We start from the raw sequence: 21,762 nt of genomic DNA on the forward strand, positions 1-21,762 counted from the left end.
AGGGCGGTTCGCGCGATAACGACAGTCTTGACGCAAATTTGCTACTGCGCCAGGGATTTCGTCCGAAATCTCAACGGGCGATTAAACTGGGACATTCGCCGCTGCGCCGCTCGTTCTTCGGAGACCAACTGTCCTGCGCGAACGGCCTGTTTCAATATTCTCGTTCGTAGAAAACACCGCCTTTGGCTTCGCCGGCGTCGGTTGCCTCACCACGCAGCTTGACGCCGCGCCCAACGTCGAGATCGACGGTTGCCTTGCCCGAGCCCGGCCTATCGCCCTTCTGGATCGTCACGTAGGTGCGGTCGTTGAGATACTTGCCCGCCGAGACGGCGGTGCCGCCCTGTTCGTCGGTGATTACGTCGAGATCGTCGACGCCGATCGCGCTGCGCAGGTTCTGCAGCAGGGAGGTCGAGCCGCCGACGCCGGCCAGTTGTCCGGCAGCCTCGGCAAGCTGCGCGATCTGCAGCGGCGACAGGTTCGACATCGAACGGCCGAAGATCAGCTGCGCCAGCACCTCGTCCTCCGGCAGCGCCGGTACCGAGGAGAAGGTGAATTTCGGGTTGGTCGCCTCGCCTGACACCACGATGGTCACGGTGGCGCTGGTCGTCTTCGATTGCGCCGTGAGGTTGAGGTAGGGCACCAGAGAGCCGGAAAAGCCGACCGTGCCTTCCGTGAAGGTAAGCCGCTTGGCAAGGATCGTCAGCCGCCCGCGCCTCAAGGTGAAGGTGCCGACCGCCTGGGGTGACGATGCCGGGCCGGTCAGCCGCAACGAGCCGCCGAGCTCGGCATCGACACCCCTGCCCTGGATGAAGATCTGGCTCGGCGCATTGACCGTGACGTCGAGGTTGAGGCCGCTGCCGCCGCCACCGCTGCTTGCCGTGGCCGGGCGCAATGCCTTGTCCTGCGCACGCACGGCGGCGGGCGCATCCTTGTGCTTGACGTTGAGCTCAGCCAGCGAACCGGGCAGCTTTTCGGGTACGGTGATGACGGTCTTGGCCAGGTTGACGGTACCGGAAATCACCGGCGCGGAGGTGAGCGGTCCCTTGACGGTCAGGTCGCCGCCAAGATTGGCGGTGACCACCTTGCCGTCGGTATAGCGGCCGTCGACGAGCTTGATCGACAGATCGGCCGGAAAGCCCTTAGCCGGATCGATGCCGACGGTGCCACTGGCCGAAAGGCTGCCGCGCGTCGATAGCGTGCCGATCAGGCGATTGATCCTTGCTACGCCGCCACCGATGGCGACATCGGCGGTGATGTCGTTGATCGCAAGCCCCGAGCGCGCGTCGAGCAGGCGGGCGCCTGACGTGCGGACAGTGCCTGAGATCACCGGCGACGTCGCCGGGCCGCGCACCTGCACATCGACGTCGGCCGTGCCGCTCAGGGACAGGCCTTGCGCGGCAAGTGTCCTGGTGAGGAAGGCGAACGGCACCTTGCCGGAAAAGTTGAGATCAAGGGTGGGCGCGCCTGATGTCGTCATCGTGCCGCCGCCCTTGAGGCCGAGGCCGGCGGCATCGCTCATGTTGGCGTCGAACGTCAGTCTGTTGCCCGAATACGTACCTGAGGATGAAACGCCCATGCCGCCGAAACCTGCACCACGGGTCTGCGACGTCTGAACGCCTGCGGCGTCGATCTTGAAGGCAACGGCCGGATTGGCCGGCGCACCCGTCACCTTCACCGTGCCCGAGATGGAACCGGCGGCATCGAGGCCCGGCGAAAAACTGTTGGCTATCGAGATCGGTACGCGCGCCAGCGTCGCGTTGAGGTCAAGCGCCTGCCCAGCCTTGCCCGTGACCGTCGCCGTGCCGCCGCCGAGGTTGAGCACCAGCCTGTCGAGGCTGGTCACTCCATTGGTGATGTTGATGGTCGAGGCTTGGGCGATGGCCGCCTTGATGCCGCGGATGGTCGCCTCGCCGGAGGCCAGTTCGACCGTCGTCGTGCCCTTGATCGCCTTGACCCGGCCGGCGGCCTTCAGCGGAATATCCTTGACGGAGGCGCCACCCGAAAAGCCGGTCCATTCGCCGTCGCGCTTGAGATCGACGTTGACGCCCCGAATAGCCGTGCCGCCGGAAGTTACGCTATCGGCACGGATTTTGCCCGAGATCACCGGTGCCGCCAGATAGTTGGCGATCAGCGCATCGATGCTCACCGCCCTGGCCGAGACATCGCCGCGCGAGATCGAGGCCGTCGTCGCCTTGACGGCGACCTGCGGCACGATGCCCGCCTTGGAGAAGGCGATCGTGCCGCGCACATCGCCATCGGCCTTTTCCAGTGCCAGGGCCGCAAGCGGACCGATATCGGGCAGGTCGAGCGCCACGGTGCCACCCGGCACGAAGGCATCGTCGAGCGCCAGGTCGCCGGAGATACGGTTCTTGCCGAGCGACAGCAAAAGTCCGTTGATGGCGCGTTTGCCGTCCGATGTCGCCAGCACGGCGCTGCCCTGCAGCGGTTGGCCGCCGACATTTCCGGTGAGTTGCACATTCGCAGCCGGGTTGACGGCATCAGCCTTGCCGGTGGCCGTGAGCTTCAGGCCAGTGATCTCGCGCGCGGCCACCGAAAGCCTGTCGCTGTTGACAGTCAGCGACAGATCCGGCGCGGCAGTGGGGCCTTGCGCGTTCAGCGCGAAAGAAATGGCGCCTTGAGCGTCCTTGGATAGCAGCGAGACGTCGCCCAGCGCGCCTTTGACGTCGGCGCTAAGCTTGTTGCCGGCAAGGCTGGCCCGCCCGTCTGCCGTCAGCGAACCGGACGACAGCCTGACGGTGTTGGCGGTGACATTGCCGTTGGCGTCCCGCTTCAGCGCGGCACTGAATTGCGTCCGCTCGGCGAGCACGCCACGTACCGCCCCCGGCAGTGCCGCCGAGGCGGCGTCCGCCTTGACATTGAGGTCGATGGCGCCGTCGGCCAGCGAGACCCGCCCGTTGAAGCCGCTGTTCAACGCGTCGCTGGTCACCGTGCCGCTATCGATGACGATGGCATCGGCCGCAAAGCTGCCGGCGAGTTTGGCGATGACCTTGCCGGCGATCAGCGGCGCGATGGTCGGATTGTCGATGCCGATTTTTTCGGCAGTCACGGTGCCGGAGATCGGCCCGCTCCGGGCTTTCACGTCAAAGCGATCGGAGTGCAGCGCAAGCGTGATGCCCTCGATCTTAGCTAGATTGGTGGCGGCCGATGGCAGCGTCGCGGAGATGTCGAGCTTCGGCTGGGTGCCCTGCCCGGCCGCCGTTAGCGATATCGCCAGTAGCTCGAGCTTGATCGGGCTCTCCTTGCTGCCAAGTGATAACGGCAGGCTCGGACCGGTCGAGGCCAGGTCGAGCGAAAAATCGCTGGCGCCATTCGGATTGATGGTGCCGGCTGCCTTGCCGGAGATTTTCTCGCCGGCAAGCGTCGCCTGCTCGATGGCCAGGCCGCTGGCCGACGAGAAATGGCCTGCCGCATCGAGATCCAGCGGCCCGAGCCCAGCCTGCCGGGTCTGGCTGGTTTCGGCGCCGCTGAGCCGGGCGTTGAAGCGAATATCTGGGGCAGCCGACGATCCCGTGACCTGCGCGGTGCCGCTGAGCGCGCCCACGGCATCGAGGCCTGGTGAAAAATCATTGGCAAGTGCTGCCGGCACCGCCGACAAGGTGGCAGCGAGATCGAGCGTCTGGCCAGCCGTACCCCACACGGCAACCGAACCGCCGCCGACACCGAGCGCCAGTTTCTCTATGCTCACCATGCCATTGGCGATTGTCAGCGCCGATGGCTGCGCGATAGCTGTCTTGATGCCGCGGATGGTCGCCTCGCCCGAGGCAAGCTCGATACTGGTGGTGCCGTTCGCCACCCTGACCCGCCCGGACGCGCTGGCCGGAATGCCGGCGACCGTGGCGCCGCCGCTAAAGCCGGTCCAGTCGCCATTGCGCTTCAGGTCGACATCGATGCCGCTGATCACCGTGGTTCCGGAGGTGATCGTGTCGGCCTTGATCTTGCCGGAGATTGCCGGTGCTCTGAGATAATTGGCGACCAGCGCGTTGACGGCGATCGTCTTCGCCGCCAGTTCGCCGCGCGAGATCGCGGTGCTCGTCGCATCGATCGCGACCGTCGGCGCTCCGTCGTCGTTCGCAAAGTGGATGGTGCCGCGCACGTCGCCGGCTGCCGTCTGGCCGGCAAGTCTGGCCAGCGGAGCAATATCGGCGGCATCGAGGGTCAACGTGCCGAGCGGCAGCAGGTTGTCGTCGAGCCCGAGGTCGCCGGAGACCCTGTTGTCGGCTAACGAGACGGCAAGTCCATTGATGGAGCGCTTGCCGTCGGTTGTGACCAGCGATGCCTTGAGGTCGAGCGGCTGGTCGTCGACCGAGCCGGTCAGCGAGACATCGGCGGCGGGACTGGCGATATCGGCCTTGCCGCTCGCGCTCAGCTTGATCTGCTTCACAGCATGACCGGACGCCGTCAGGCTGTCGCTGTTGGCCGAAACCGAGAAATCCGGAGCGCTGCGCGCGCCGCTTGCGGTCAGCGCGAAACCGACCGTGCCGCCGACCTTGGCGCCGACCAGCGGCGAGAGCACCGACACGTCGCCCAGCGTGCCCTTGATATCGGCCCGGATGTCGGTGCCCTGCGCACTGGCGGTGCCGCTGGCGCTAAGCGTGCCTGAGGTGAGTTGCAATGCGTTGGCGGCGAACGCCCCGTCCGGGTCGCGGGTCGCGGTTGCGGAAAACTGCACGCGCTGGCCGAGAACCGAGCTGATCTGGGGCGGCAGCGCCGTCGAAGCCGCATCGGCATTCATCTTGAGCGTCATCGACAGATCGGCAAGCGCCACTGTGGCCGTTACGGACGCATTGAGCGCGTCGCTGCGCAGCGTGCCTTCGTCGACGACGACTTGATCCTTGCTGACCGAGCCGGCAAGACCGGCGCTGACCCTGCCCGTTATCAACGGCGCCAAAGTCGCAACGTCGGTGTTCAGGCCGGCCGCCGTCAGCTTGATGGTGACAGGCCCGCTACGGTTCTGGATATCGAAGCCATCGGAATGGACTTGCCCGATCAGGTCGTCGACCCGCGTGCCGCCCGCCACCACCGAGACCAGCGACGCGCCGATATCCACCATCGGCGTCTTGCCATCGCCGAAGGCGCGGGCCGTGGCATCCTTGATCGCCACGGTTATCGGCTGTGCCTCGCTGCCGAGGCTAAGCACGATCGGCGGCCCCTTTGCGGCGAGCTTCACGGAAAGGTCGCTGGCGCCGTTCGGATCGACAATGCCGGCGGCGGTCGCGTGCAAGGCGCCGCTGTCGATATTGGCGCGCTCGACATCGACACCGCCGGCCGCGGTCGCTGTGCCGGCGAGGTCGAAACTGATCTTGCCGGCAAACAGCGGTTTCAGGGTTTCGGGCAGGAAGCGCTCGAATTCGCCATCGCCATTGGCCTCGACATAATGACCCTTGTCGGTAAGCTGATGGCGACCGGTAAGCTGGGTGACGATCCGGCCGTCGACAACGAAGGTCCCGATGCCATTCCAGTTGGCGAGCGGTCCGGTGCCGGAAACGACAATGTTGACCGGCGGCGCGCCCGGCAGGTTGAGCAGGTTGGCGATGATGCCGCCGGCCGGCTCGGATGCCTTAAGGTCGAGGTCGAGCTTGTTGTCAGCCGGCGCGAAAAGGGCTTTGGCGTCGACCATGCCTTGCTTGCCGTCATGGCGAACGATGTTGAGGTTGGTCTCGATCGCCAACGGTGAGGCGTCCGCCTTGAGCGCCCCTTTGGCTGAAAGTTCGGCGACACCGCTGCCGGCCAGAGCCTGCCCGAGCGCGATTTCGGGAAGGTCGAGTTGCCTGACGTCGATGGAAACCGGCAGCGTCGTCGCTCCGCCTTGGCTCGGCTGTGTACTGGCCACCGGCAGCCTTGCCAACTCGATACGCTCGGCCCCGATGCGATCGGCGCTGAAGCTCTTCGACAGGAGTGCCAGCGGCGACCAGTCGACGGCCACGTTGCGCGCTACCATCCAGGCGCCTTCGCGATCCTCCAGAACGACATGATCAACCCTCAGCGCGCCCGACCAGATACCGTCGATGCCGACGACAGTGACCTTGCGATCACCGGTCGAGGCCATGGTCGAGATGATGCCGGCAAGGTTTTCGCGGCCGCCCTCGGTTTTGGTCAACACGACGAGCGCCCCCACCGCCGCTGCCGCGACGATGAGCAGCGTGTAGAAAAGGATACGGAGGATGCGCCTGAATATTGCCATCAGAATGCCTGGCCGATGCCGGCATAAATGCCGAAATGAGGATCGTCGGGGCCGCGGTTGAGCGGCACCGCCGCGTCGACGCGCAGCGGCCCGAACGCCGTCAGATAGCGCAAGCCTACACCCGCGCCGACCTTCATGTCCGAAAAATCGGGGACCTGCCTGGTCGACACCGTGCCGGCATCGACGAACGGCACGACGCCGATCTTGTCGGTGACGGCGATGCGCATCTCGACCGAGGTCTCGAAGAAGGAAAGCCCGCCGATCGGCTCTCCGTTGCTGTCCTTCGGGCCGATGCCTTGATAGGCATAGCCGCGCACCGAGCCGCCGCCGCCTGAGTAGAAGCGGCGGTCGGCCGGAACATCTTGAAGACCGGCGCCGATGATCGAGCCGATGGCGACACGTTCGGCGAAAACGAATTTCGAGGCCGAATCGAGCGACTGGTAGGCCGACCCCTCGCCCTTCAGCTTGACGAAGGCAGCCCCGCTCAAAATGTCGTAGCTCGGCTCGGCAAAGGCCAGCGCCCTGAAGCCCCGGGTCGGATTGAGCTTGCTATCGCGATTGTCGTAGACATATTGCAGTGGAATGCTGGCGATCAGATAGGTGTGCTTGCCGAAAGCGTCGTGGATCCTCGAATAATCCAGCGCGACTTGCGCGGAAACCGTCTGCTTCTTGTCGAGTTCGTAGGATAGGCCGGTGCTGCCCTTGACCGAGAAATGGTCGTAGGCGTCGGGGTGCTCCAGCACGGTATTGACGCTGGCAATGAATTTCGACGCCGGCCCGACCACGCCCGGCTTTTCGAACATGACGCCGGCATTGTAATTGAGCTGGGTCAAGTCGTTGCTACCGATGCCGCTGATCTTGCCGTCGATGCGCAGCTTTTCGGCGCGGCCAAACAGATTGCGGTGCCCCCAATAGCCTTCGAGGCCCAGCCCCTCGGTGTTCGAGAAGCTGCCGCCAATGCCGAAATAGCGTGGCTTGCGTTCGCTGACCTCGACACCAATCGGGATATTGCCCTCGGCGTCGAGCGCGTCGGCTTCCTTCACCGTCACGCTGTTGAAGACCTCGAGCCCGAGCAGCCGGTCGCGCGCATCATCGATCTCATCGGGCGAATATTGGCGGCCGCGCTTCAGGCCGGTCATATATTCAGTGAAGTCGCGGTCGACCTTTTCGGTGCCCTCGACAGTGGTGTCGCCATAGCCGGCGACCGGCCCGGCCGCGACGGTGAGCGTCACGTCGAGTGTCGAACCGGCGTGCTCGGCGACGATCTCGCGGCCCGTAACCTTGGCCAGCGGTCTGCCTTCTTGCTTGAGTGCCCGCACGATCGCCGCCTCGGCCTTGAGTACGGCGCCCGAACTGGCGTCACCGCCGGCGATCAGGCCGAAATCGGCACTTGCCAGCCCCGCGGCATCGCCTTTCAGCCTGATGTTGCCAAGCGTGAATTTCGGCCCGGCTGCTATGCTTATCACCACCGGAATCGGCTGCGGGCCGGAAAACTCGGCATCGGGCGGCAGATCGTCGAGCGGCTTGCCCTGAATAGTGATGGTGACGACACCCTCGTAGCGCGCGTCAGCGTAGAGTGCGGCAACAAGTTGCTCACGGTCACTGCGCGCCTTGGCCAGCAGGCCGAGAGAACCGGATACCGGATGTTCCTCGTCGGCCTTCAGCGCCGAGGCGTTTTCGAGCTTCTCGGCCAGATCCTTGTCGGCGTCCGGCGCCTCGATCGTCACCGCATAGCGCAGCGGATCGACGATATCGGCATCTTCGTCTTTGGATCCCCACAGCTTGATGCCGAAAATCTCGAAGGCTGCCGCACTTCCGGTTTCGGCAACAAGTGCCGTCGAGCACAACAATGCGAAAAGCAGGGCGCGCGAAAGCGCGCGCCGTGGCGCGGTTCCTCCCGACATCTGCCTTTCATACGCCGGCATTACGCTCCTAGCCTAACCCGCAAACCTAAAATTGGAATGAAGTTCTGAAGCACTCGTAAAGGGGCCACAATCCAATTGCTGAAATAGACAGGGCTTGGAACTCACACCTTCTGCGTCGCCGCAAGAAAGCGTGATCCCCTGTCCTATGGAGCTACTACCGGTCATCGGCCGGAAAGCAAACCGTTGGCAGGCGGATCCTGCCGCGTCCTGATGTTGACAAGCGCGACTGAAGCTTGAAGATTTCTGGACGTAAGCACTTGTCTGGAGGGGTTTATGGCAATGCGCGCGGCTCGTGGTCTATCGATTCTTTTCCTTCTGTTTTTTGCCTGGAGCGGTGTCGCGCAAGCGGCCGAAGCCCGGCGGGTGGTGACATCGGACAATTCCGACTATTTCGGTTTCGATCTCAGATCCGACCAGAATGTCAGCCTCGACCAGTGCAAGACCACGTGCCTCGGCGACCCGGCCTGCCGCGCCTTCACCTACAACCTCAAGGCCAAATGGTGCTTCCTTAAATCCGATTACAATTCGTTGAAACCCTTCGGCGGCGCCGTCGCCGGCAAGGTCGTCAACATCGATGGCGATCCCGACATCGGCGCGCCACCCGAACTCGCCTTCTTCCCCAACTGGATGGCCGACCAGGCCCAGCAATACCGCAACAAGCTCACCGGCCCGACCTACACCAAGCCGACCGAGGGGCTGACGGCGCTGAGGGCCGCCGCCGAACAGTCGGCGCTGACGGGCGATCATCGCTCGGCCATGCACAAATACGAGGCGGCGGTTTCGGTGTTGCCGGATGATGGCCAGCTCTGGCTCGAGCTGGCGCGCGAAACGCTTGCCGTCCATCCGACCGCCAACAGTTCGGAGCCGTCGACCCTGCCGGCGAACGCCACTTCCGCCGCCTTCAACGCCTACAAATTGCTGCGTACCACCAAGACGCGCGCCGACGTGCTGGCGCTGCTCGGGGACGGCCTTGATCGCCGCGACCTCTACAGGCCGGCCCTGCAGGCCTACGAGGCGAGCCTCGCTCTCATCAATTCGCCGGCAGTCAGAGCGGCCTATCAGGATCTCAAGGCGCGCAAGGGCTTCCGCGTCATCGATCATACCGTCGACGCCGACACCAGTGCGCCACGCATCTGCGCGCAGTTCTCCGAGGAGCTGGTCAAGACCGGCGTCGATTATTCCCAGTTCGTCACCGTCGACAACGCCGCTCCCAAGGGCGTCGAAGCCAAGGACAAGCAGATCTGTGTCGAAGGGCTCGAGCACGGCCAACATTATGACGTGACCTTCCGCGCCGGTCTGCCGGCCGCCATTGGCGAGGTCACCGCGGCACCGGTGGTTCTGTCGATCTACGTGCAGGACCGCGCGCCTTCGGCCCGCTTCACCGGCGACAGCTTCGTGCTGCCCGCCGGCGCACGCCGCGGCATACCGGTCGTCACCGTCAACATGAATGCCGCCGAAATGAAGCTCTTCCGCATCGGCGACCGCTCGCTGGCCCAGCTTCTGTCGGGATATCAGTTCCTGCGCCAGCTTGACGGCTACGACATTTCGAACATCTCAGAACAGATGGGCGAGCCGGTCTGGCAAGGCCAGCTCGACATCGCCAACGACCTCAACAAGGAAGTCACCACCTCCTTTCCAATCGACGAGGCGTTGCCGAAGCGCAAGCCTGGCGTCTATGTGCTGACCGCGCAAGCCGTCGACGATCACAGCGACGACTATGATTCGCACGCCACGCAATGGTTCGTCGTCTCCGATATCGGCCTGTCGACCTATACCGGACAGGATGGGCTGAACGTCTTTGCCCGTTCGCTCGCAACTGCCAAGCCGATCGCCGGCGCCGAACTGGCGCTGCTGGCCAGGAACAATGAAATCCTCGGCACCGCAACCACCGACGCGGAAGGGCGGGCGGTGTTCAATCCCGGCCTGACGCGCGGCGACAGCGGCATGGCGCCGGCCGTGCTGATGGCCAAACAGGGCGACGACGATTTCGTCTTCCTCGATATGGGCCGCGCCGGCTTCGACCTGTCCGACCGTGGTGTCGCCGGACGGCCGGCGCCTGGCGCGCTCGACGTCTATGCCTGGACCGAACGCGGCATCTACCGCGCCGGCGAAGATGTCCATGTCGCGGCTCTTGCCCGCGACAGTGCCGCCAAGGCGGTCGAGAACCTGCCGCTGACCTTCATCTTCTCGCGGCCCGACGGCGTCGAGGATCGCCGCATCGTCAGCGACGGCGCATCGGCCGGTGGTCACGCGGTCGACCTGCCGCTGGAACCCAACGCCATGCGAGGCACCTGGACGGTGGCGATCCATACCGATCCCAAGCAGGCGGCAGTCGCCAGCCAGATGTTCCTGGTCGAGGACTTCGTACCGGATCGCATCGAGTTCGACCTGTCCTCCGACAAGCAGGAGATCGCCCAGGGCGAGAGCGCCAACATCACCGTCGACGGCCGCTTTCTCTATGGCGCGCCGGCCGCGGGCCTGGCGCTCGAAGGCGAATTGACGCTGTCGACCGGCCGGGACTGGGACCGCTTCAAAGGCTATTCCTTCGGTCTGGCCGACGAACAGTCGGCAGAACCGACGGTGACGCCCTTCACCGGCCTGCCGGTGGTCGGCGACGACGGCAAGGCGACCTTCCCGGTTTCCGTCGATCAATTGCCATCCACCACCAAACTGGTCGATGCAAAGGTCACGGTCAGGATGCGTGAAACCGGTGGCCGTGCGATCGAGCGCTCGCTGAACATCGGCATACGCCCGCAGGGCCACATGATCGGCATCCGCCCGGATTTCGACGACGACGAGGTGCCGCAAGGCGGCACGGCCAAGTTCAGCCTGATCGCTGTCGACCCAGACGGCAAGCGTGAGGCGCTGAAGGGCGCGCAGTGGTCGCTGGTCAAGGTGGAGCGTAGCTACCAGTGGTACCGCTCGAGCAACTCCTGGAACTATGAGCCGGTCACCTTCACCAAGGCGGTGGCCAACGGCCAGGTCGACCTGAGCACCGATGGCGAGGCGACGGTGTCGCTGCCGGTCGACTGGGGCCGCTACCGGCTCGAGATCGAGACAGCGGATCCGGAAGGCCCGGCCACCAGTTACGAGTTCGACGCCGGCTGGTATGTCAGTTCCACCACCACCGAAACGCCCGACGGCCTCGAGATCGCCCTCGACAAGGATACCTATGCGGCGGGTGAAGTGGCCAAGCTCAAAGTGTCGCCGCACTTTGCCGGCGAGCTGCTCGTCACCATCGGCGCCGACAAGCTCCTGAAGACCGTCAGCGCCAGCGTGCCGGCCGGCGGCAGCACCGTCGACATCCCGGTCGGCGACGACTGGGGTGCCGGCGCCTACGTCACGGCAACGCTGTTCAGGCCGGGCGATGCGCAAGAGACGCGCATGCCGGCGCGCGCCATCGGCGTCAAATGGCTGAAGCTCGATCCCGGCTCGCGCAAGCTTGCCGTCAGCCTGGCGCCGCCGGACAAGACCATGCCGCGCCAGCAGCTGTCTATCCCGGTCGCCGTAGCCGGCGTTCAGCCCGGCACCAACGCCTATGTGATGGTCGCGGCCGTCGACGTCGGCATCCTCAACCTGACCAACTACAAGGTGCCGGATCCGGAGAGCTGGTTCTTCGGGCAGCGCATGCTCGGTCTCGAGGTTCGCGACATCTATGGCCGGCTGATCGACGGCTCGCTGGGCACGACCGGCAAGCTGCGCACCGGCGGCGACGGAGCCAACATGCAGTCCCAAGGCAGCCCGCCGACCGAAAAGCTGGTCGCCTTCTTCTCCGGCCCGGTCCAGCTCGACGCCGACGGCAAGGCGCGGATCGACTTCGACATTCCGCAGTTCAACGGCACCGTGCGCGTCATGGCCGTCGCCTGGACCAAGGAGGCGGTCGGCCATGCCCAGTCCGACGTCATCGTGCGCGATCCGGTGGTGATCACCGCCGGCCTGCCGCGCTTCCTGGCGCCCGGCGATTCCGCCGTCATGCGGCTCGACGTCGCCGACACCGACGGCCCTGCTGGCGACTACAAGCTGACCATCGACACGACGGGCGACATGTCTACCGGCAGTGCCGCCTTGCCTGAAAAGCTGATGCTAGCCAAAGGCAAGCGGCAGACACTGACCGTGCCGTTGATTGCTCAGACCGCGGGCAACGCCTCGATCACCATCAAGCTTGCGCATGCCGACGGCACCGCCGTCGAGCAGACGCTCTATGTGCCGGTGCGCCCGGCGCAACTGCCGGTGACCACCCGCATGGTCGTCGACCTCAAGGGCAATGGCGGCGCGCTGCGCGTCGACAAGGAACTGCTGGCGGCAAGCCTGCTCGATGGCGCTTCGGTCAGCGTCGGCGTTTCGCAGGCAGCTGCCTTCGACGTGCCGTCGCTGCTGATGACGCTCGACCGCTATCCCTATGGTTGTGCCGAGCAGACCACCAGCCGCGCCATGCCGCTTCTCTACGTCAACGAGATGGCTTCCGGCATCGGCATGGCCAGCGACCCCGATCTGCATGGCCGCGTCCAGGATGCCATCTACAAGGTGCTGAGCTACCAGGCCTCGGCCGGCAGCTTCGGCCTGTGGGGTCCGGGTTCCGGCGATCTGTGGCTCGACGCCTATGTCACCGATTTCCTGACCCGGGCGCGCGAGCAGAAATACGACGTGCCGGCCCTGGCGATGAACCAGGCGCTGAGCAATCTGCAGAACGCGATCGGCTACGATCAGGACGTCCAGGATCGCGGCAGCGAGATCGCCTATGCGCTTTATGTGCTTGCCCGCAACAAGAAGGCCTCGGTCGGCGATCTGCGTTACTATGCCGACACCCAGCTCGAAGCCTTTACCAGCCCGATGGCCGTCGCCCAATTGGCGGCGTCTCTCGCGCTCTACGGTGACACGCAGCGCTCGGAGGCAACCTTCCAGGCCGCGCTGCAACTGGCCAAGTCGACCCCCGAATATGACTATTACCGGTCCGACTACGGCTCGCCGCTGCGTGACGGCGCGGCGATCCTGGCGCTTGCCGCGGAAAGCAAGCCGGTGCCGACCATCGTGCCGGCGCTGATCCAGCTGGTGACCCGGGAACGCGCCGACGCCAGGTGGACCAGCACACAGGACGAATCCTGGATGCTGCTGGCGGCCCGGGCGCTGAAGGCCGGCAATGATTCGATCGCGCTGACCGTCAACGGCGCACCGCATGCCGGCGGCTATTCGGACCAGATCGCCGGTGGCGACCTGGCCGACAGTCCGCTGACCATCGTCAATACCGGCAGAAATCCGCTGCAGGCGGTCGTCACCACCGTGGCCTCGCCGATCCAGCCTCTGCAGGCTGGCGGCAACGGCTTTACCATCAGCCGTACCTACTATAGGCTCGACGGCACAGAGGCCAACGTGACGGAGGTCAAGCAGAACGAACGCTATGTCGTCGTGCTCAAGGTTTACGAGCAGAACAGCTGGCCTTCGCGGCTGCTGATCACCGACCTGTTGCCGGCCGGCTTCGAGATCGACAATCCGGGCCTGGTCTCTAGCGCCCAATTGACGAACTTCTCCTGGCTGGCCCAGACCGATGCCGCCCATCTCGAATTCCGCGACGACCGTTTCGTCGCGGCGTTCAATCCGAACGACGGCGACGGAGACCGCAATATCACGCTCGCCTACGTCGTGCGCGCAGTGACGCCGGGCACCTACGCCCACCCGGCAGCAACGATCGAAGACATGTACCGGCCGCAATATTCGGCCCGCACCGCCACCGGCATGATGGAGGTCAAGGCGCCGTAACGATGGAGAGGGACGCAAACTGGTTGGTTGTAGCTAACGACGTGATGCAGCGCCGCCCCTCACCCTTACCCTCTCCCCGTGAAGGACGGGGAGAGGGGGTCGCCAGCGTTGCGGACAAGCCCCTTCTCCTCGTCCTTCACGGGGAGAAGGTGCCGGCAGGCGGATGAGGGGCGGCGCCATGCTCTCCAAACTATTCCTGCGCCGAGCGGCCATCACGGGCGTTTCCTTCGCCGGTCTCGCCGCAATCGCCGCCGCCGTCCTCTGGCAGCTCGACCGCGCTTTTCCGCCGCCGCTGCCGGCTGCTTTGACGGTCTCGACCGAGGTGCAGGACCGTGACGGCCAGCTGCTGCGCGCCTTCGCTACGCCGGACGGCTATTGGCGGCTCACTACCAGCCTGGACCAGGTCGACAAGCAGTTCGTCGACATGCTGGTCACCTATGAGGACAAGCGCTTCTGGGATCATCAAGGCGTCGACGTGCTGGCACTGGCGCGTGCCGCCGGCCAGTTCGCGACCAGCGGCCATATCGTCTCCGGTGGTTCGACGCTGTCGATGCAGCTCGCCCGGCTGATCGAACCGCGCGACAGCCGCAGCCTCGGCTCGAAGATCAAGCAGATGCTGCGCGCCGTCCAGATCGAACGGCGGCTTTCCAAGCGCGAGATCCTGGAACGCTATCTGACGCTGGCGCCCTATGGCGGCAATCTCGAAGGTGTGCGCGCCGCTTCGCTCGCCTATTTCGGCAAGGAGCCGAAACGGCTGACGGTCTCGGAGGCGGCCCTGCTCGTCGCGTTGCCGCAATTGCCGGAAAAGCGGCGCCCCGACCGCAACCTCGACGTCGCCCATGCGGCCCGCGACCGCGTGCTGACCCGCATGGTCTCGGCGGGCCTGCTCGGCGAACGCGAGGCCGCGCGTGCCGCGCTCGACGATGTGTCGGGGTTGCGGCGCACCTTGCCGGCACTCGCTGCCCATGCGGCCTATGCGATGCTGCCCAAGGCCATCCCCGGCCAGAAACTGCAACTGACGATCCGCAAGAGTGTCCAGGAAGGGCTGGAGCAAGTGGCCAAGGATGCCGCCGCCAGGCTCGGCCCTCGCCTCTCGGTGGCCATGGTGCTGGCCGATTCCCGCACCGGTGATATCCTTGGCGAGGTCGGCTCCGCCGATTTCTTCGATGCCAGCCGTTCGGGCTGGATCGACATGACCAAGGTCGTTCGCTCGCCAGGCTCGACGCTGAAGCCGTTCATCTACGGCCTCGCCTTCGAACAAGGCCTGGTGGCGCAGGAGACGCTGATCGAGGACAGCCCAGCCGATTTCTCCGGTTACCGGCCGAAGAACTTCGACATGGGCTATCAGGGCGATGTTAGCATCAGGCAGGCGCTGCAATTGTCGCTCAACGTGCCAGCGATCCGCGTGCTCGATGCGGTCGGCCCAGCCCGGCTGATGGCGCGCTTTCGCCAGGCCGATGTGAGCCCTATCCTGCCCGTCAACGAGGCGCCCGGCCTGGCAATCGGCCTCGGTGGCGTCGGGGTGACGCTGCGCGACCTGGTTCAGCTCTATACCGGGCTTGCCAATGGCGGCAAGGCACACACGCTGCATGACGGTACCGAGCCGGCGAATGCCGAACGCTCGACCACCACCATCCTCGATGGGCAGGCGACCTGGCAGATCACCGACATCCTGTCAGGCGTCAAGCCGCCCCAGGGTGCCGCCCAACGCGGCATCGCCTACAAGACCGGCACCTCCTACGGCTATCGCGACGCCTGGTCGGTCGGCTTTGACGGCCGCTATGTGCTCGGCGTATGGGTCGGCCGCCCCGACGCCGGCGCGGTGCCCGGCCTGTCCGGCTACATCTCGGCGGCGCCCATCTTGTTCGAAGGCTTTGTCCGGTCCGGCCTGGCCGCCGTGCCGCTGCCAAGCCAGCCGTCCGGCGTCCGGCGTCCGAAGCGCGAGGAGCTGCCGGTGACGCTGACGCGCTTCGGCGCCGGCACCGATGGGCTGGTGCAGGCGACGCCGACCGAACCTGCGCCAACCATCATCTTTCCGCCCGACGGTGCCCGCGTCGATCTCGACACTTCCTCGGCCGACGCCTCGCCGCTGGTTCTCAAGCTGCAGGGCGGCCGCGCACCATTCCGCTGGCTGGCCAATGGCAAGCCGCTGGTCGGCATCGACCGGCGGCGCACCGCAACCTGGCAGCCGGACGGCGCCGGCTATTCGACCCTGACCGTGATCGACGCGGCGGGACGCGCGGCCAGCGTGAAGGTTTTTGTCGAGTGAAAATTTCCCTTGAATAGATTCCGGCAGGTGATTCAGGGGATTGGGTTTTACGCCTTGCTTTCGGCCGCCGGTATTTCCTCGGCCTCTGCTGACACCCTCCCCGCCGGCTTTGTTCGGCTGGCCGACATCGATCCCAGTATCCGGCAGGATATCCGCTATGCCGGCCTCGAAAATTTCCTGCATCGCAAGGTAAGCGGCTACGATGCGCCGGTATGCGTCCTCACCAGGCAAGCGGCGCAAGCGCTTTCGGGAGTGCAGAAAGCGATTGCTGCCGAAAGGCTGACGCTGGTCGTGTTCGACTGCTACCGCCCTGCGCGGGCTGTCTCCGACATGGGTGAATGGACCAGAACGGGCGGCCCGCCGGACCCGCAATGGTACCCGAAGGTCAAGCGCAAGGATCTCATCGCCAAGGGCTATATCGGCGAACTGTCCACCCATTCGCGCGGATCGACGGTCGATGCCGCCATCACGCGGGCCGACCGCAACAGCGCTCCGAAACCGGTCTGCGGCGCGACGGATGCCGACACGCTCGATTTCGGCACCGGTTTCGACTGTTTCGATCCGGCAAGCGAAACGGCTCACCGACCGATAGCCAGTGAAGCGGCCGCTAACCGCAAAAAACTTGTCGAGGCGATGCGTGCCGGCGGCTTCAAGAATTACGCACGCGAATGGTGGCACTTCACGCTGGAGAACGAGCCGTTTCCAAAAGAGCGCTTCAACTTTCCCGTTACCGCCGAATAGCCGGCCGAAACCTTCGGACGCGACGCAGCCATTGCCGAAGAGCTGGCCATCTCTAGTTAATCGCGTCGGGAGCGCGATCATGGTCCATGCGGGGAAAATAGTTCCTCGCATCGCCGAAAGCAGGCGAAAAATTGCTTCAATGAGCCAAAAAAGGCAACATTGATTGCATCTAAATTCTATCAATTCGGTAGATTTGGCGCGAGTTCAACGGAGGCGGAAATGACCAAACCTCATTTCAGGAAACTGCTCGGCGCACTGGTCGCCACATCTGTCCAGTTCGGCACGCTCGGTTTCGCGTTTGCCGACACCACCATTCTCAACGTGTCCTATGATCCGACGCGTGAGCTCTACAAGCAGTTCGACGAGGCCTTCATTGCCCACTGGAAGGCCGAGACAGGCGAGACGGTCACCGTCCAGCAGTCGCATGGCGGGTCGGGCGCGCAGGCCCGCGCCGTGATCGACGGCCTCGACGCCGACGTGGTGACGCTGGCGCTCGAAGGCGATATCAACGCGATTGTCTCGAAATCGAAGAGGATCAATCCCGACTGGCGGACGAAATTCGAAAACAATTCCGCGCCCTACACCTCGACCATCATCTTTCTGGTCCGCAAGGGAAACCCCAAAGGCATCCATGACTGGAGCGATCTGGTCAAGGACGATGTCCAGGTGATCACACCCAATCCGAAGACCTCCGGTGGCGCGCGCTGGAACTATCTCGCCGCCTGGGCCTACGCCAGCGCCAAGGATGGCGGCGACGAGGCCAAGACCAAGGAATTCGTCGGCAATCTCTATGCGCATGTCCCGGTTCTCGACACCGGTGCGCGCGGCGCAACCGTGACCTTCGCGCAAAAAGGGCTGGGCGACGTGCTGCTCGCCTGGGAAAACGAGGCCTATCTGGCGCTCGACGAGTTCGGCGCCGACAATTTCGATATCGTCTACCCGCCGACCTCGATCCTGGCCGAGCCGCCGGTCGCCGTGGTCGACGCCAATGTCGACGCCAAAGGCACGCGCAAAGTTGCCGAAGCCTATCTGAGCTATCTCTATTCCAAGGAAGGCCAGACGATCATCGCCAAGAACCATTATCGCCCGTCGAAGCCCGACCTGGTGCCGGCGGAGGACCTGGCCAAGCTGCCTGAGATCAAGCTGATCACCATCGACGACCCGCTTTTTGGCGGCTGGAAGAAGGCACAGCCTTATCATTTCGGCGATGGTGGTATATTCGACCAGATCTATAAGCCGGCCCAGTAGCATTTAGATCAGGACGACATGACCACAGCACCCGCCAAGGCGGGGTGGCGGTTCAGACAGCCGAGCGTCATTCCGGGTTTCGGATTGACGCTCGGCTTCTCGCTTGCCTACCTCACCATCATCATCCTCATTCCCCTGTCCGGGCTGATCTGGCGCTCGGCGGCGCTCGGCTGGACCGACTTCTGGGCGATCGTCACCGATCGCCGTACCATCAACGCGCTTGAAATCAGCTTCGGCACCGCCTTCATTGCCGCCGCCGTCAACGTCGTTTTCGGCACGATCGTCGCCTGGGTGCTGGTGCGCTACAGCTTTCCGGGCCGCCGCATCGTCGATGCCATGGTCGACCTGCCCTTCGCGCTGCCGACGGCGGTTGCCGGCATCGCGCTGACCACGCTTTACGCACCGAACGGCTGGATCGGAAGCCTGCTGACGCCGCTCGGCATCAAGGTCGCGTATACGCCGCTCGGCATCGTCATCGCGCTGGTCTTCATCGGCCTGCCCTTCGTCGTGCGCACCGTGCAGCCGATCATGGAGGAGATCGACAAGGAGGTAGAGGAAGTGGCCGCCACGCTCGGCGCCAATCGCTTCCAGATCATCAGCCGCGTTCTGCTACCCGGACTGGCGCCTGCTATCGTCACCGGTTTCGCGCTGGCCTTCGCACGCGGTGTCGGCGAGTACGGTTCCGTCATCTTCATCGCCGGCAACCTGCCCTTCAAATCCGAGATCGCGCCGCTTCTGATCGTCATCCGGCTGGAGGAATATAACTACGCCGCGGCGACCGCGATCGCGGCGATCATGCTGGCGCTGTCCTTCGTGATGCTGCTGGTCATCAACCTGGTGCAGACCTGGAGCCGCAAGCGCTATGGCTGACCCGGAGATCAAATCCTACGCGCCGCACCACGAGAGCCAGTCGCCGGCAGTGACCGAAAGCCGCACGGCGAGAACCGTGCTGATGATCGTGACCTTTGCCTTCCTCGGCATTTTCCTGCTCCTGCCGCTGATCATCGTCTTCAAGGAAGCTTTCGCCAAAGGCATCGAGGCCTACACACAGGCGCTGGGCGAACCGGACACGCGCTCGGCGATTCGCCTGACGCTTCTGGTCGCGGCGATCTCGGTGCCGCTCAACGTCGTCTTCGGTATTTCCGCCGCCTGGGCGATCGCCAAGTTCGAGTTCAAGGGCAAGGCGTTCCTGACCACGCTGATCGACCTACCGTTTTCGGTCTCCCCGGTCATTTCCGGCCTGGTCTATGTACTTCTGTTCGGGGCGCAAGGCCTGCTCGGCGCCTGGCTCAAGGCGCATGGCATCGTCATCCTGTTTGCCGTGCCGGGCATCGTGCTTGCCACGATCTTCGTCACCTTCCCCTTCGTCGCCCGCGAATTGATCCCGCTGATGCAGGAACAAGGCAACGGCGACGAGGAGGCAGCCCTGTCGCTCGGGGCCAATGGCTGGCAGGCGTTCTGGTATGTGACGTTGCCCAACGTCAAATGGGGATTGCTCTACGGCGTGCTGCTGTGCAATGCCCGCGCGATGGGCGAGTTCGGCGCGGTCTCGGTTGTGTCGGGCCACATACGCGGGCTGACCAACACCATGCCGCTGCATGTCGAAATCCTTTATAACGAGTACAATGCCGCCGCCGCCTTTGCCGTCGCTTCGCTGCTTGCCGGCCTGGCGCTCGTCACGCTGGTCTTGAAAACACTTCTCGAGATGCGCTACGGCGCCGAGATCGCCGCGACGCGCGGACACTGACAAAATGCATGTCGCCCAAAACTGGGAACCGGCTTTGGGATAACGACATGCATCAACTACAAAGGGATTTGCATGGAAGTTCGCGTTGCCAACGTGCGCAAGGAGTTTGAGCGGTTTCCGGCCCTCCACGACGTTTCGCTCGACATCAAGTCGGGAGAACTGATCGCTCTGCTGGGACCTTCCGGTTCCGGCAAGACGACGCTGCTCAGGCTGATTGCCGGGTTGGAGCGGCCGACCCGCGGAAAGATCTTCTTCGGCGAAGAGGATGCCTCGCAAAAGTCGATCCAGGAGCGCAATGTCGGCTTCGTTTTCCAGCACTACGCGCTGTTTCGCCATATGACGGTCGCCGACAATATCGGCTTCGGACTCAAGGTCCGGCACGGACCGTCCCGCCCGTCGGCGAAGGAAATCCGCCGCCGCGCCTCGGAACTCCTCAACCTCGTTCAGCTTTCCGGTCTGGAAAAACGCTATCCGGCGCAACTTTCGGGCGGCCAGCGCCAGCGGGTGGCGCTGGCCCGCGCCATGGCGATCGAACCAGCCGTGCTTTTGCTCGACGAGCCGTTCGGCGCGCTCGACGCGCAGGTGCGCCGCGAGTTGCGCCGCTGGCTGCGCGACATCCACGACACCACGGGTCATACCACCGTCTTCGTCACCCATGACCAGGAAGAGGCGCTGGAGCTTGCCGACCGCGTCGTGGTGATGAGCCAGGGCCGCATCGAGCAGGTCGGCACCGCCGACGAGATCTACGACACGCCGAACTCGCCCTTCGTCTACGGCTTCATCGGCGAATCGAGCTCGCTTCCCGTCAAGGTCGAGGACGGCCAGGTCTGGATCGCCGACCGGCCGATCGGGCTTTCCGCGCCGCGCGCACCGCAAGGCGAAGCGACGCTGTTCTTCCGCCCGCACGACGTCGATCTGGTGGAAGAATGCAACGGCTGCATCGCCGGCACGGTCGCCGCCAGCCGCCGCGTCGCCGGCACCAGGCGGGTCGAGCTCGAAATCGGCGGCGAACGCCAGCGGGTCGAGATCGAATTGCCCGTCGATCATCCGGCGGCGCAGAAAAGTCGAGTGGCTTTTAGGCCGCGGCGCTGGAAGCTTTTTCCGGCTGCTTGATCCTCTATCCAGGCGCTACACCAGCCAGTTCTCGACCTTCAGGCCTTTGATCCGGTTGAACTCCCCGGTGTTGGCGGTCACCAGGGTAGTTCCCAGTGCACGGGCGTGGGCAGCAATAAAAAGGTCGTTTTGGCCGATGGTCTGGCCCCTGCCTTCCAGTTCTGCGCGAATCGCGCCGTACTCGGCATCCACCGGCACATCGAGCGGCAAGACGGGAATCTCAGCCAGCAATTCCTCAACCTTCTTGTGCAACTTGGCTGATCTTTTCTTGACACAGCCATATCGCAGTTCCGACGCGACCACGATGCTGGTACACACGGCGGCGTCTCCCACGCGCAGGACAGCGCTTGCGGCTTTCCCGGCCGGATTTCGGATCATGTCGCTGACAATGTTCGTGTCCAGCATGAACCTCATCAAAAAAATTCCTCGGATTTGACAGGCATATCCTCGACTTCGGGAAAGTCTTCCTCGGCACCCGGCGGCGGCTCTTTCGCCCATTGCGCGAGCAGTGCGGTGAGGCCAGGTTTGCGGACCGGCTCGATGATGAGGCGGTCGCCTTCACGGCTGATCAAGACCTTTTCGCCGGGAAGTTCGAACTCGACAGGAATGCGCACCGCCTGGCTGCGATTGTTGCGAAACAACTTCGCCTCTTTCGGCGGGGTTGCTGAATGGCGGCGTTGAGGCATGATGACAGCTCCTTGTATATACCATTTGTATATGCCAAACAGCGCGGCGACGCAATCGCCTTGCACCGCGTTGGCCC

At 64.4% G+C, this 21,762-nt stretch carries 11 protein-coding genes; 7 read left to right on the forward strand and 4 right to left on the reverse strand.

What is annotated here, in order from left to right; all coding sequences use genetic code 11:
• Positions 1 to 151: 151 nt before the first annotated feature.
• The gene (locus tag AC0L2X_RS19690; protein ID WP_473600267.1) at positions 152 to 6,202 is read right to left on the reverse strand and encodes a translocation/assembly module TamB domain-containing protein; all 6,051 of its coding nucleotides are present in this window, start codon (positions 6,200 to 6,202) and stop codon (positions 152 to 154) included.
• The gene (locus AC0L2X_RS19695; RefSeq protein WP_473559822.1) at positions 6,202 to 8,127 is read right to left on the reverse strand and encodes an autotransporter assembly complex protein TamA; all 1,926 of its coding nucleotides are present in this window, start codon (positions 8,125 to 8,127) and stop codon (positions 6,202 to 6,204) included. The genes AC0L2X_RS19690 and AC0L2X_RS19695 overlap by 1 nt, the downstream gene beginning before the upstream one ends.
• Before the next feature lie 273 nt (positions 8,128 to 8,400).
• Between AC0L2X_RS19695 and AC0L2X_RS19700 the strand changes: the two genes are divergently transcribed.
• From AC0L2X_RS19700 to AC0L2X_RS19730, 7 genes are all read left to right on the forward strand, one after another.
• Positions 8,401 to 13,881 carry an alpha-2-macroglobulin family protein gene (locus AC0L2X_RS19700; RefSeq protein ID WP_473600268.1) on the forward strand — a complete coding sequence of 1,827 codons (5,481 nt, stop codon included), beginning with the start codon at positions 8,401 to 8,403 and terminating at the stop codon, positions 13,879 to 13,881.
• A 178-nt stretch (positions 13,882 to 14,059) separates the two neighbouring features.
• Positions 14,060 to 16,150, forward strand: coding sequence for a penicillin-binding protein 1C (pbpC, locus tag AC0L2X_RS19705; RefSeq protein ID WP_473559825.1), 2,091 nt, complete (start codon positions 14,060 to 14,062; stop codon positions 16,148 to 16,150).
• A gap of 9 nt (positions 16,151 to 16,159) precedes the next feature.
• A complete protein-coding gene (locus AC0L2X_RS19710) occupies positions 16,160 to 16,891 on the forward strand; it encodes a M15 family metallopeptidase (RefSeq protein ID WP_473600269.1) in 732 nt (243 codons plus the stop codon).
• 219 nt (positions 16,892 to 17,110) lie between these two features.
• Entirely contained in the window at positions 17,111 to 18,139 is a 1,029-nt protein-coding gene (locus AC0L2X_RS19715; RefSeq protein ID WP_352491075.1) for a sulfate ABC transporter substrate-binding protein, read from the forward strand.
• Positions 18,140 to 18,157: 18 nt separating this feature from the next.
• Positions 18,158 to 19,009 carry a sulfate ABC transporter permease subunit CysT gene (gene cysT / locus AC0L2X_RS19720; RefSeq protein WP_352465239.1) on the forward strand — a complete coding sequence of 284 codons (852 nt, stop codon included), beginning with the start codon at positions 18,158 to 18,160 and terminating at the stop codon, positions 19,007 to 19,009.
• Positions 19,002 to 19,886, forward strand: coding sequence for a sulfate ABC transporter permease subunit CysW (cysW, locus tag AC0L2X_RS19725; RefSeq protein WP_292658912.1), 885 nt, complete (start codon positions 19,002 to 19,004; stop codon positions 19,884 to 19,886). Before cysT ends, cysW begins: the two co-directional genes overlap by 8 nt.
• A 72-nt stretch (positions 19,887 to 19,958) precedes the next feature.
• Positions 19,959 to 20,999 carry a sulfate/molybdate ABC transporter ATP-binding protein gene (locus AC0L2X_RS19730; protein ID WP_473559829.1) on the forward strand — a complete coding sequence of 347 codons (1,041 nt, stop codon included), beginning with the start codon at positions 19,959 to 19,961 and terminating at the stop codon, positions 20,997 to 20,999.
• A gap of 15 nt (positions 21,000 to 21,014) precedes the next feature.
• On the opposite strand, the gene AC0L2X_RS19735 is transcribed toward AC0L2X_RS19730, so the two are convergent.
• Positions 21,015 to 21,413, reverse strand: coding sequence for a type II toxin-antitoxin system VapC family toxin (locus AC0L2X_RS19735; protein ID WP_352771334.1), 399 nt, complete (start codon positions 21,411 to 21,413; stop codon positions 21,015 to 21,017).
• Positions 21,413 to 21,685, reverse strand: coding sequence for an antitoxin (locus tag AC0L2X_RS19740; protein ID WP_473559831.1), 273 nt, complete (start codon positions 21,683 to 21,685; stop codon positions 21,413 to 21,415). The genes AC0L2X_RS19735 and AC0L2X_RS19740 overlap by 1 nt, the downstream gene beginning before the upstream one ends.
• Between the last annotated feature and the right edge of the window lie 77 nt (positions 21,686 to 21,762).

The organism is Mesorhizobium sp. WSM4828, from assembly GCF_055811175.1.